This window comes from Comamonas koreensis, from assembly GCF_021026195.1.
Lineage (GTDB): Bacteria > Pseudomonadota > Gammaproteobacteria > Burkholderiales > Burkholderiaceae_C > Comamonas > Comamonas koreensis.
Map to the genome: position 1 here is coordinate 174,241 of NZ_JAJNCT010000003.1, position 12,094 is coordinate 186,334.

At 63.1% G+C, this 12,094-nt stretch carries 15 protein-coding genes; 12 read left to right on the forward strand and 3 right to left on the reverse strand.

From position 1 onward, the window contains the following. The first annotated feature begins 85 nt into the window (after positions 1–85). The 3 genes from LPW39_RS00790 (at position 86) to fghA (ending at position 3,490) form a co-directional block, all read left to right on the forward strand. A complete protein-coding gene (locus LPW39_RS00790) occupies positions 86–1,201 on the forward strand; it encodes an S-(hydroxymethyl)glutathione dehydrogenase/class III alcohol dehydrogenase (RefSeq protein WP_230770528.1) in 1,116 nt (371 codons plus the stop codon). Positions 1,202–1,335: 134 nt separating this feature from the next. Beyond that, the gene (locus LPW39_RS00795) at positions 1,336–2,637 is read left to right on the forward strand and encodes a DEAD/DEAH box helicase (protein ID WP_230770531.1); all 1,302 of its coding nucleotides are present in this window, start codon (positions 1,336–1,338) and stop codon (positions 2,635–2,637) included. Further along, the gene (gene fghA, locus LPW39_RS00800) at positions 2,630–3,490 is read left to right on the forward strand and encodes an S-formylglutathione hydrolase (protein ID WP_230770532.1); all 861 of its coding nucleotides are present in this window, start codon (positions 2,630–2,632) and stop codon (positions 3,488–3,490) included. Before LPW39_RS00795 ends, fghA begins: the two co-directional genes overlap by 8 nt. A 69-nt stretch (positions 3,491–3,559) precedes the next feature. On the opposite strand, the gene LPW39_RS00805 is transcribed toward fghA, so the two are convergent. The 3 genes from LPW39_RS00805 to LPW39_RS00815 all read right to left on the reverse strand — a co-directional run bounded on the left by LPW39_RS00805 (position 3,560) and on the right by LPW39_RS00815 (position 5,020). Continuing rightward, on the reverse strand, positions 3,560–4,192 hold the full coding sequence (locus tag LPW39_RS00805; RefSeq protein ID WP_230770533.1) for a LysE family translocator: 633 nt from the start codon (positions 4,190–4,192) through the stop codon (positions 3,560–3,562). A gap of 61 nt (positions 4,193–4,253) precedes the next feature. Continuing rightward, positions 4,254–4,553: a putative quinol monooxygenase gene (locus LPW39_RS00810; protein WP_230770534.1), complete on the reverse strand. Its 300-nt coding sequence runs from the start codon at positions 4,551–4,553 to the stop codon at positions 4,254–4,256. Between the two features lie 29 nt (positions 4,554–4,582). Continuing rightward, positions 4,583–5,020: a DUF3293 domain-containing protein gene (locus LPW39_RS00815; RefSeq protein ID WP_230770535.1), complete on the reverse strand. Its 438-nt coding sequence runs from the start codon at positions 5,018–5,020 to the stop codon at positions 4,583–4,585. 259 nt (positions 5,021–5,279) lie between these two features. Between LPW39_RS00815 and LPW39_RS00820 the strand changes: the two genes are divergently transcribed. From LPW39_RS00820 to LPW39_RS00860, 9 genes are all read left to right on the forward strand, one after another. After that, the gene (locus tag LPW39_RS00820; RefSeq protein WP_230770536.1) at positions 5,280–6,092 is read left to right on the forward strand and encodes an amino acid ABC transporter substrate-binding protein; all 813 of its coding nucleotides are present in this window, start codon (positions 5,280–5,282) and stop codon (positions 6,090–6,092) included. A gap of 209 nt (positions 6,093–6,301) precedes the next feature. Continuing rightward, on the forward strand, positions 6,302–6,955 hold the full coding sequence (locus LPW39_RS00825) for an amino acid ABC transporter permease (protein ID WP_021026088.1): 654 nt from the start codon (positions 6,302–6,304) through the stop codon (positions 6,953–6,955). Between the two features lie 54 nt (positions 6,956–7,009). Beyond that, positions 7,010–7,798, forward strand: a complete 789-nt coding sequence (locus LPW39_RS00830; RefSeq protein ID WP_456236971.1) for an amino acid ABC transporter ATP-binding protein — start codon at positions 7,010–7,012, stop codon at positions 7,796–7,798. 272 nt (positions 7,799–8,070) lie between these two features. Further along, a complete protein-coding gene (locus LPW39_RS00835) occupies positions 8,071–8,898 on the forward strand; it encodes an ABC transporter ATP-binding protein (RefSeq protein ID WP_230770537.1) in 828 nt (275 codons plus the stop codon). Next, entirely contained in the window at positions 8,898–9,680 is a 783-nt protein-coding gene (gene mlaE / locus LPW39_RS00840; RefSeq protein WP_133856882.1) for a lipid asymmetry maintenance ABC transporter permease subunit MlaE, read from the forward strand. Before LPW39_RS00835 ends, mlaE begins: the two co-directional genes overlap by 1 nt. Before the next feature lie 38 nt (positions 9,681–9,718). Beyond that, complete coding sequence (gene mlaD / locus LPW39_RS00845) at positions 9,719–10,198, forward strand: outer membrane lipid asymmetry maintenance protein MlaD (protein WP_021026084.1); 480 nt, start codon at positions 9,719–9,721, stop codon at positions 10,196–10,198. Between the two features lie 24 nt (positions 10,199–10,222). Beyond that, complete coding sequence (locus LPW39_RS00850; protein WP_407928769.1) at positions 10,223–10,996, forward strand: MlaA family lipoprotein; 774 nt, start codon at positions 10,223–10,225, stop codon at positions 10,994–10,996. A gap of 113 nt (positions 10,997–11,109) precedes the next feature. Further along, positions 11,110–11,760 carry an MlaC/ttg2D family ABC transporter substrate-binding protein gene (locus tag LPW39_RS00855; protein ID WP_230770542.1) on the forward strand — a complete coding sequence of 217 codons (651 nt, stop codon included), beginning with the start codon at positions 11,110–11,112 and terminating at the stop codon, positions 11,758–11,760. Positions 11,761–11,769: 9 nt separating this feature from the next. Next, positions 11,770–12,051, forward strand: a complete 282-nt coding sequence (locus LPW39_RS00860) for an STAS domain-containing protein (protein WP_230770543.1) — start codon at positions 11,770–11,772, stop codon at positions 12,049–12,051. Positions 12,052–12,094: the final 43 nt, after the last annotated feature.

The window sequence follows — 12,094 nt, forward strand, 5'->3', positions numbered from 1 at the left end:
GTAGGCCCTTCCTCGCTGTCTCGCGGCTGGGCAGCGCCCGTGTTATGAATATTTGTCCATCTTTTGACCTACAAGGAGTCCACCCATGAAATCCCGCGCCGCTGTTGCCTTCAAAGCCGGAGAGCCTTTGCAGATTGTCGAGATCGACGTTGCGCCACCCCAGAAGGGCGAAGTGCTGGTCAAGATCACCCACACGGGCGTGTGCCACACGGATGCCTTCACCCTGAGCGGTGATGACCCCGAAGGCATCTTCCCGGCGGTGCTGGGCCATGAAGGCGCTGGCATTGTGGTGGAAGTGGGCGAGGGCGTCACCAGCGTCAAGCCAGGCGACCATGTGATCCCGCTGTACACGGCAGAGTGCGGCGAATGTCTGTTCTGCAAGAGCGGCAAGACCAACCTCTGCGTGGCGGTGCGCGCCACCCAGGGCAAGGGTGTGATGCCCGATGGCACCACACGCTTCAGCTACAACGGCGAGCCGATCTACCACTACATGGGCTGCTCCACCTTCTCCGAGTACACCGTGGTGGCCGCAGTGTCGCTGGCCAAGGTCAACCCCGATGCCAACCCCGAGCAGGTCTGCCTGCTGGGCTGTGGCGTGACCACCGGCCTGGGCGCTGTCAAGAACACCGCCAAGGTGCAAGAGGGCGATACCGTGGCCGTGTTCGGTCTGGGCGGCATCGGTCTGGCGGTGATCCAGGGCGCGCAGCTGGCCAAAGCCGGCCGCATCATTGCCGTCGATACCAACCCCGGCAAGTTCGAGCTGGCCAAGACCTTTGGCGCGACCGACTGCATCAACCCCAAGGACTTCGACAAGCCGATCCAGCAAGTGATCGTCGAGATGACCGGCTGGGGCGTGGACCACAGCTTTGAATGCATCGGCAGCACCCAGGTGATGCGGGCAGCGCTGGAATGCGCGCACCGCGGCTGGGGCCAGAGCGTGATCATCGGCGTCGCAGGCGCGGGCCAGGAAATCTCCACCCGTCCTTTCCAGCTGGTGACCGGCCGCAAATGGCTGGGCACGGCCTTTGGCGGCGTCAAGGGCCGCAGCGAGCTGCCCGGCATGGTGGAAGACGCGATGGCCGGCAAGATCAAGCTCGAGCCCTTTGTCACCCACACCATGGGCCTGGCCAAGATCAACGAGGCTTTCGACCTGATGCATGAAGGCAAGTCGATCCGCTCGGTGGTCAATTACGCGAGCTAAGCACTGCTGGCCGAACGTGGCCGGCCCGGCTGCCAGCACGTGCTGCAATAGTCCTGCGCAGCGCTGGCAGCGGTGCCAGGGGCGACAATGCGAGGCTTGTTGTCCCTGCGGCCCGGCCCGCACCATTGAAATCCATGTCTTTTACCTCTCTTGGCCTTGCTCCGTCGCTGGCCCATGCTGCCCAGGCCCATGGCCTGATTGCACCCACGGCCATCCAGACCCAAGCCATTCCGGCCATTCTGGACGGGCGTGACCTGCTGGGCTGCGCGCCGACCGGCTCGGGCAAGACGGCAGCCTATGTGCTGCCCCTGATGCAGGCCTGGATGCTCAGTGATGCAGCAGGCCAGGCGGGCCGCCATGAGACGCAGGCCTTGATCCTGGTGCCCACGCGCGAGCTGGCCACCCAGGTGGCCGAGCTGGTCTACTTTGTTGGCGAGGCCCTGGGCCGCCGCCCCAAGGTGGCCGTGCTCACCGGCGGTGTGTCCATCAATCCCCAGCTGCTGGCCCTGCGCGGCGGTGTGGATCTGGTGATTGCCACGCCCGGGCGCCTGCTCGATGTGGTGGCACACAGCAAGCTGCGGCTGGACACCATCAGCACCCTGGTGCTGGATGAGGCTGACCGCTTGATGGACCTGGGCTTTGCCGAGGAGCTGCAAAGCGTGCTGGCCCTGGTGCCCGCGCGCGAGCAGCGCCAGACCCTGCTGCTGTCGGCCACCTTTGCACCGGCCGTGCAGGCGCTGGTGCCCAGCTTGCTGCGTGCCACGCATGAGAAAGTGGAGATCGCATCGACCCACCTGCAGGATGCCACCATCGTGCAGGAGGCCTACTACCTCGATGCCGCCAAGCGCACCGCCTGGCTGCGCGAGCTGGTCACCCAGTACACCGGCCAGCGCATGCTGGTGTTTGTGGCCAGCCGCTACAGTGCCGAGCATGTGGCCAACAAGCTCTATGACAAGGGCATCAGCGCCACCGCCTTCCATGGCGAGCTGAGCCAGGGCGCGCGCCAGCAGGTGCTGCAGGAGTTCCGCAGCAGCCAGTGGCAGGTGCTGGTCACCACCGATCTGGCCGCACGTGGCATCCATGTCGAGGCGCTGCCCCTGGTCATCAACTACGACCTGCCGCGCTCGCCCACCGATTACACCCACCGCATCGGCCGTACAGGCCGGGCCGGTATCTCGGGCCTGGCCATCAGCCTGGTGACCCCCGCTAGCCTGGCGCACTGGAAGCTGATTGCCAAGCGCAATGGGCTCAATGTGGCGCTGCAGACCCTGGACCAGTACCCGGTCACCGAAGCCGTGCCCGCGCATGCGCCTTCTGAAGATGCCGGCAATGGCGGTATCAAGGGCAAGCGCATGAGCAAGAAAGACAAGCTGCGTGCAGCGGCCGCCCAGGCCGCATCCCCGCAACCCCCTACCGAAGGAAATTCCGATGTCTGAAGCCCAAGCCAGCCTCAAGCTGCAGGCGGCCCATGCCTGCTTTGGCGGCGCCCAGCGTTTTTATGAGCATTTCTCCAGCCAGATCGGCCTGGCGATGAAGTTCTCGGTGTTTCTGCCGCCCAAGGCGGTGGAGGGCGAGAAGGTGCCCGCGCTGCTGTACCTGGCGGGCCTGACCTGTACCGAAGAGACCTTCATGACCAAGGCCGGCGCGCAGCGCCTGGCGGCTTCGCTGAACGTGGCCCTGGTCACCTGCGACACCAGCCCGCGCGGCGCGGGCCTGCCTGGCGAAGCGGAGAGCTGGGATTTTGGCGTGGGAGCCGGTTTTTACCTGGATGCCACGGCCAAGCCCTGGGCGCTGCACTGGCGCATGGAAAGCTACATCCTTGAAGACCTGCTGCCGCTGTTGGGCGCCAAGCTGCCGATCGACCTGCAACGCCTGGGCATCTTTGGCCACAGCATGGGCGGCCATGGCGCGCTGACCCTGGCGCTGCGCCACCCTGGCGTGTTCAAGTCGGTCTCGGCCTTTGCGCCGATTGCCAATCCCATTAACTGCCCCTGGGGCCAGAAAGCCTTTGCCGGCTACCTCGGCGACAACCAGGCCGAATGGGCGCAGCACGATGCCACCGCCCTGATGGCCGCGCAAAAGCAGGCGCCATACCCGGCCGGCATCCTCGTCGACCAGGGCCTGGCCGACAAGTTCTTGCTGGAAAAGCAGCTGCTGCCCGAAGCCTTTGAAGCCGCCTGCGCCCAGGTCGGCCAGCCGCTGACCCTGCGCCGCCATGGCGGCTATGACCACGGCTACTACTTCATCCAGAGCTTTATCGACGAGCACCTGCGCTTTCACGTGAGCTAGCTGTAAACAGAACCCGGTATGCGGATTTCTGCCAGGCGCTGCCGCCCACCCCGGGCTGTGGCGCCTGTTTTATTTGCGGGCCTCGGTCAACATGCGCAGCGCCAGGCCCGCGAGCACGGTGCCCATCAGCCAGCGCTGCATCTGTACCCAGCTGGGGCGGCTGGCCAGAAACACGGCGATCGAGCCGGCCAGCATCGCAATGGCGGCATTCACGCTGACGCTGACCACAATCTGAGTGAAACCCAGCACCAGGGACTGCGAAAAAACGCTGCCGTGGGCGGGATCGATGAACTGCGGCAGCAGTGACAGGTACATCACGGCAATCTTGGGGTTGAGCAGGTTAGTCAGAAAACCCATCGCAAACAGCTTGCGTGGGCTGTCCTGCGGCAACTGGCGCAGCTCGAACGGGGAGCGCCCTCCGGGCTTGACCGCCTGCCAGGCCAGGTACAGCAGGTACAACGCGCCACCAATGCGCAGTGCGTCGTAGGCGTAGGGGATGCCCATCACCAGCGCGGTGATGCCCAGCGCCGCGCACAGCATGTAGAACACAAAGCCCAGGGCCACACCGCCCAGCGAGATCAAGCCTGCGCCGCGCCCTTGGCATATCGAACGGGAGATGAGATAGACCATATTGGGCCCGGGCGTCAGGACCATGCCCAGGGAAATGAGAGCAAAGGCGAGCCAGTTGTGAAGTTCAGGCATGGGCGCGGGCACTACATTGCAGTGCAAGAGGGTGGTTGGACAGGACGGCGCCCGCTGACCATCAGGTGCTGCGCGGCGCGCCCACATCATAGACGCGCAAATCGCGGTCGCCAATCTCCAGCGCAGGCCAGGCAGCGCGCCAGGCCTGGATATGGCTGGAGGCAAAATGCGCATCCAGCGCGGCCTGGTCGCTCCACAGCTCTTTGACATGGATCAGCCCGGGCACCAGCACATCCTGGGCATAGCCGTATTCCAGGCAGCCGGCTTCAGCGCGTGAGGCTTCCACCATCGCCCGCATGGCGGGCAGGGCGCGTTCCAGGTTGGCGGCGGGCAGGCGCACGGTACCAATGATCAACAGCATGGGTTTTCCTCTCAGTCAACAAATGGGGCTCAGCGCATCCAGCCGGGCACCCGGGTTTCCAGCAGCTGGGGCACCATGTCGGCGCTGGTCCACACCACCGCCAGCTGCTCCCACTGCGCCGCCCAGCGCTGGGCATCGTCGCGGCCCAGGCCAATGACCAGATAGCCCGGCTCGGCCGGCCAGCCATTGGCGGGGTGCTGGGCAACGGCGGGCAGCGCGGCAAAGCCGGCTACGCCCAGTGCGCGGCCCAACTGGGCATGGCGCTCGATGTTCTCGTCCTTGTCCAGCAGCTCGCCCATGGGGTTGAAGGCGGTGATGAAACAGCTGCAATCGGTCTGGTGCTGCCGGTACAGCGCGCCGAGCGCCGCCTGGGCCTGGCCCAGCTGCAAGATGAAAGGGGCCTGGTTCAGTACGTGGTACTGGGTTTCTTCAAAGGCCTTGCGCAGTTCGGGCGAGAGGGTGGTCATAAATAGGGGGCGCCAGTGCGGTCAATCCTGCACGTGCGGCAGTGAAAGCCGTGAATTTGAGATACCTGGATCGCCGCATGGGGGCGACCGGGGCAGCCATCGTAGCGGCTTGCTGACGTCCGACTAGGCCGGCAGAGTTTTCCCCATAAGCGACACGAAATTCGTGTGATCGGAGACAATACGCGATTCGCCTGCACGCTGACGCTTGTAAAAATCAAGCCAAGTGCACTTACTTTGTCTTTCTCTTTGGTTGAGACACATGAAAAAACGTTCTTTCGTTGCCACCCTGGCGCTGACTGCCTTGCTCACCGCTTGCGGCAAGAATGATGCGCCCAAGCCTGCGGCTGAAGCACCCGCGCCTGCGCCTGTTGCTGCTGCAAGCACCAAGCTGGTGGTAGGTCTGGACGACAACTTCCCGCCGATGGGTTTCCGTGACGAGAAGAACGAAATCGTGGGTTTTGACATCGACATGGCCCGCGAAGCGGCCAAGCGCGCTGGCATCGAAGTGGAATTCAAGCCCATCGACTGGAACGCCAAGGAAGCCGAGCTGCTGGGCAAGCGCGTCGACGCACTGTGGAATGGCCTGACCATCCTGGAAGAGCGCAAGGAAAAGATCCTCTTCACCGACCCCTACATGGTCAACAAGCAGATCATCATCGTGAAGGCCGGCTCGCCGATCAAGACCAAGGCCGACATGGCTGGCAAGATCGTGGGTGCCCAGGAAGGCTCCAGCGCCGTGACCGCGATGGAAAAGGACAAGGAACTGTCCTCTCAATTCAAGGAAACCAAGCTGTTTGGCGACAACATCGCTGCACTGATGGATGTGGAAGCCGGCCGCCTGGATGTCGTGGTGGTGGACGAGGTGGTGGGCCGTTACCTGGTCTCCAAGAAGCCTGACAACTATGTGGTGCTGGCCGAAGACTTTGGCACCGAAGACTATGGCGTGGGCTTCCGCAAGGACGACGAAGCCACCCGCAACAAGATCAACGACGTGCTGGCCGAGATGAAGAAGGACGGCAAGGCCGAAGAAATCGCCAAGAAGTGGTTTGGCGCCGACGTGATCAAGCACTGATCTGCAGGTGACTTTGCATCGGGCCGGCACAGCGTGCCGGTCTTGTGCTTTTGGGCACGGCCCATGGCCGCCGCAGCGCTGGGCGCTGCCAGGCGGCCAGAACGGATTTTTATGACAGGAGTGCCAGACCGGGAGCGCCAACGCGTTCCAAGGCACTCGTGCCTGTGGCAACCAGGCCCGCGGAGCCGGTGCCACCCTGAAGGCCATCGATGGATTATGTAATTTCAATGCTGGGGCCGCTGTCAAACGGCGCCCTGGTGACTCTCAAGCTGTTCTTCATCACCCTGGCGCTGTCGGTGCCACTGGGTCTGGCCCTGGCGTTGGCGCGCATCTCGCGCTTCAAGGCGCTGGCGCGCTTTGTCGAGGCCTATATCTGGCTGATGCGCGGCACGCCGCTGATGCTGCAGCTGCTGTTCATCTACTTCGCGCTGCCGTTTGTGCCGGTGATCGGCGTGCGCCTGCCGGACTTCCCTTCGGCCGTCGTGGCCTTCGCGCTCAACTATGCGGCCTATTTTGCGGAGATCTTCCGCGCCGGTATCCAGAGCGTGGACCGGGGCCAGTACGAAGGCGCCAAGGTGCTGGGCCTGTCCTACAGCCAGACCATGCGCCGCATTGTGCTGCCGCAGATGGTGCGCACCATCCTGCCGCCGGTCAGCAACGAGACCATCACCCTGGTCAAGGACACCTCGCTGATCTATGTGCTCGCCCTCAACGACCTGCTGCGCGCCGCGCGCGGCATTGTTCAGCGCGACTTCACCACCACGCCCTTTGTGGTGGCGGCCGCCTTCTACCTGCTGATGACCCTGGTGCTGACCTGGGGCTTCAACCGCCTGGAAAAGCGCTATGCCAAATATGACGCCTGAACAGTGCGTAACGATGAATGGGCACCAAGCAGTAGCAGCGAACAGCGCAGGAGTATGGCAATGACAGGCAATGACATGGGCACCCCGGTGATGGTGCAGGCGCGCGATATCTGCAAGGCCTTCAACGGCAACGAGGTGCTCAAGCGCGTCTCGCTGGATATCCACAAGGGCGAGGTGATGGCGGTGATCGGCCCATCAGGTTCGGGCAAGAGCACTTTTCTGCGCTGCTTGAACCACCTTGAGGTGATCGATTCGGGCTCGGTGGTGGTCGAGGGCCAGACCCTCGTCAGCACCAATGCACAGGGCCAGGCCCAGTACGCACCAGATGCCCAGATGCGCGCCATTCTGCGCCGCATGGGCATGGTGTTCCAGGGCTTCAACCTGTTCCCGCACCTGTCGGTGATCGACAACATCACCGAGGCGCCGATGGTCGTCAAGGGCCTGACGCGCGAGCAGATCATGCCCAAGGCCCAGGAGCTGCTGCGCAAGGTGGGTCTGCTGGAGAAGGCCGATGCCTATCCGGCGCGGCTGTCGGGCGGCCAAAAACAGCGCGTGGCCATTGCCCGGGCGCTGGCCATGGAGCCGGACATCATGCTGTTTGACGAGCCGACCTCGGCACTGGACCCGGAGCTGACCGGCGAAGTGCTGCGCACCATGCGCCAGCTGGCCGAGGAGCACATGACCATGCTGGTGGTCACCCATGAAATGGGCTTTGCCCGTGAGGTGGCCAATACCGTGGTATTCATGGACCAGGGCGCCCTGATCGAGGCCAAGCCAGCCCGCGCCTTCTTTGAAGACTGCAGCCATCCGCGCATTCGTTCCTTTTTGGACAATATGCTTTAATCACGGGCGCTTCTCACCGTTGTTGACGCTGTGCTCAATGGACTGAGAAACCGCCTGTGCGATGCTGTAGGCCAAGCCGATCACGCTACTGACAGCAATAGCCTGTTGCCTTGCGGGGCTTAGCGCATCCGGGGTACGATCTGCCCGTATAAATACATTCATGAATGTTTGTTACAAGCCGTAAGCTTGAGGGTCTGCGCTGCGGCAACTGACTACAGAAAAGAGCCCTGCCCCCTCTTATGATGACGATGCCGGATATTGCCGGCTTTTCTATGCAATCTTCTGCTGCACCACCTCTTGTCGAACTGCGCAATGTCACCTTTGGCTATGGTGACCGCACCATCCTGCGCGATGTGTCGTTGACCATTCCGCGCGGCAAGGTGACGGCGCTGATGGGGGCATCCGGTGGCGGCAAGACCACGGTGCTGCGCCTGATAGGCGGCCAGGCCCGTGCGCAGGCCGGGCAGGTGCTGCTCGACGGCCAGGATGTGGGAGCGATGAGCCAGGCGCAGCTCTATGCTGCGCGGCGCCGCATGGGCATGCTGTTCCAGTTTGGCGCGCTGTTCACCGACATGACGGTGTTCGAGAACGTGGCCTTTCCGCTGCGCGAGCACACCAAGCTGTCCGATGCGATGGTGCGCGACATCGTGCTGATGAAGCTGCAGGCCGTGGGCCTGCGCGGTGCGCGCGATCTGATGCCCTCGCAAATCTCTGGCGGCATGGCCCGGCGTGTGGCGCTGGCCCGTGCGATGGCGCTGGACCCTGAATTCATCATGTATGACGAGCCCTTCGCCGGGCTGGACCCGATCTCGCTGGGCACCTCGGCGCAGCTGATCCGCGAGCTCAATGACGCCTTGGGCCTCACCAGCATCATCGTCTCACACGATCTGGAAGAGACCTTCAAGCTGGCCGACCAGGTGATCATCCTGGGCCCCGGCGTGGTGGCGGCGCAGGGCACGCCCGACGAGGTGCGTGCCAGCAGCGATCCGCTGGTGCACCAGTTTGTCCATGCACTGCCGCAGGGGCCGGTGCCTTTCCATGTGCAAGGGCCCAGCATGGATGAAGACTTTGGAATTCCTGCCGCGAAAGGAGGCCGCTGATGCGTTGGTGGCACCCTGCCGATATTGGTTTTGCGCTGCGCTCCAAGGCGGCGGCAGTTGGCCAGGCCACGCGCCTGCTGCTGCGCCTGCTGGCCGGTCTGGGCTATGTGATCCGGCGCCCGGGGCTGTTGCGCGACCAGATCCATTTTCTGGGCAATTACTCGCTGGCCATCATTGGTGTGTCGGGCCTGTTTGTCGGCTTTGTGCTGGGCCTGCAGGGCTACTACATCCTGCAGCGCTACGGCTCGGCCGAGGCGGTGGGCATGATGGTGGCCCTGACCCTGCTGCGCGAGCTCGGTCCGGTGGTGACGGCCCTGCTGTTTGCTGGCCGCGCCGGCACCGCGTTGACGGCCGAGATCGGCCTGATGAAGGCGGGTGAGCAGCTGTCTGCAATGGAGATGATGGCCGTCGATCCGGTCGAGCGCATTCTGGCCCCGCGCTTTTGGGCCGGCCTGATTGCGATGCCTTTGCTGGCTGCGGTGTTCAGTGCCATCGGCATCATGGGCGGCTGGATTGTTGGCGTCTTGATGCTGGGCATCGATGGAGGCGCCTTCTGGGGCCAGATGCAAAGCGGTGTCGATGTGTTCCAGGATTTGGGCAATGGCGTGATCAAGAGCATGGTGTTCGGCATCACGGTGACCTTTGTCGCCTTGCTCCAAGGCTTTGTTGCCAAGCCCACCCCCGAAGGTGTCTCGCGTGCCACCACGCGCACCGTGGTCATGGCGTCGTTGTCGGTGTTGGCGCTGGATTTCATGCTCACCGCGATGATGTTCAGCATCTGACGCCTACCTATCGATAGAAAAGAGAAACGGATTCGCATATGCAGCCCTCCAAAACCGATATCTGGGTTGGCCTGTTTGTCATGCTGGGCGCCGCCGCGCTGGTGTTCCTGGCCTTGCGCGCAGGCAACCTGCTGACCCTGGATTTCAACAAAGGCTATGAGGTCACTGCCCGCTTTGACAACATTGGTGGGCTCAAGCCCCAGGCTGCGGTGCGCAGCGCCGGTGTCAAGGTCGGCCGCGTCAAAAGCATTGGCTTCAACGACCAGACCTTCCAGGCCGATGTCCACATCGAGCTGACCAATGGCTATGCCTTCCCCAAGGACAGCTCCTTCAAGATCCTCACCAGCGGCCTGCTGGGCGACCAGTATGTGGGTGTCGAGGCCGGCTTTGATGAAAAGCCCTTGGTCAGTGGTGATACCGTCACCAATACACAATCGGCCATCGTGCTGGAAAATCTGATCGGCCAGTTCCTGTATGGCAAGGCCTCGGAGAGTTCCGCACCCAAAGCCGCCGAATAACACAAGCAAAAAACGAGAACGATGATGCGTTATCCAACCAATAAGCAACACGCACGCAGCTGGATGCTGGCGTCCACCCTGGGCCTGGCTGCAATGCTGGCCGGCTGTGCCAGCGGCCCTGGCGCCAACCCCCGCGATCCGCTGGAGCCCTACAACCGGGCCATGTTCAGCTTCAACGATGCCGTTGACAGCGCGGTGCTTGAGCCCGTGGCCACCGGCTACCGCGATGTGACGCCCACCGTGGTGCGTACTGCGGTGACCAACTTCTTTGCCAACCTGGGTGACCTGTGGTCGGCGGTGAACAATGCGCTGCAGCTCAAGGGCGAGGGCACCTACAACAGCGTGGTGCGCTTTACCACCAACACCGTGTTTGGTCTGGGCGGTCTGATCGACGTCGCCAGTGAGATGGATATCGAGCGCCATAAGCAGGACTTTGGCCTGACCCTGGCACGCTACGGCATGCCCGCCGGTGCCTACATCGTCTGGCCATTGCTCGGCCCCTCGACCATCCGCGATTCCGCCGGCATGGTGGTGGACTGGCAAGGCAATGTCGTCAGCTCGATCAACGATGTGCCGGTGCGCAACTCGCTGACCGGCCTGCGTATCGTCAACACCCGCGCCAACCTGCTGGGCACCACCTCGCTGGTGCAATCCGCAGCGCTCGACAAGTACAGCTTCACACGTGATGCCTATTTGCAGTTGCGCCAGAACGCTACCAAGGCGGGCGAAGAAGAGGACGAAACCCAGTGGATGAACGAGTCCGCTGCTGAGCCGCAACCCCAGGGTAATGTCAAATAAGCCGAAGTTATAAAGGCTTACAAGAAATATGGCGGTGCATGCAACTGCGTGGCCGCCTCAGCATCAAAAATGGTCCAAGTCTGAATCACAGACCCGGGCTGAAAGGAACGCATATGATGAATCGTCGCGCATGGATGCAGTATTCCGCCGCCGTGGCTGCCGTGGTTTGTATGGCATCGACCCCGCTGGTCGCCAGCGCCGCAGACATGGCGCCCGACGCCATGATCAAACAGTTGTCGGATGAAGTACTGAACACCTTGAAGACTGACCAGGCGATCCGCAATGGCGATGTCTCCAAGATCACCTCGTATGTCGACAGCGTGGTGATGCCCAATGTGGACTTCCGCCGCATGATGGCCTCGGCCGTGGGCCCCAAGTGGCGTACTGCGACCGCATCTCAGCAGCAGCAACTGCAGGATGAGTTCAAGAAGCTGATGGTCAACACCTACGCCGGTGCGCTGCACCAGGTGAGCGACCAGACCATCAACGTCAAGCCCGTGCGCATGCAGGCCGGCGACAAAGAGGTGGTGGTGCGCTCGGAGATCCTGGGCCGAGGTGACCCGATCCAGCTTGACTACCGCCTGCAGAAGACCCCCGGTCAAGGCATGGGCTGGAAGATCTACAACCTGAACGTGATGGGGATCTGGATGGTGGAAACCTACCGCAACCAGTTCCAGGAAGAGCTGAACAAGCCAGGCGGCAGCCCCCAGACGCTGATCGACTCGATCGCGGCCCGTAACAAGGCCAACGCCGGCAAGAAATAAGCGCCCGCCATGTTCAGTCTGCCTTCGACTCTGACCCAGGTGCAGGCCCAGGCCTGCCTGCAGCAACTGCAGGCGGACATGGCCCAGCTGCCCACGGGCGCGCCGGCGCAGGTCGATGCCAGCGCGCTGGTGGTGTTTGACTCCTCGGCACTGGCAGTTTTGCTGGGCGGGCGCCGTGCGGCACTGGCAGCTGGCCGGCCACTGCAGCTGAGCGGCATGTCGGCGCCGCTGCTGTCGCTGGCGCGTCTCTATGGCGTGGATGGCCTGCTGCAGCCCCCAGCGGCGCATTGAACCCCCAGCCCAGCGGCATCTGGCCGCTGCGCCTACAATGGCC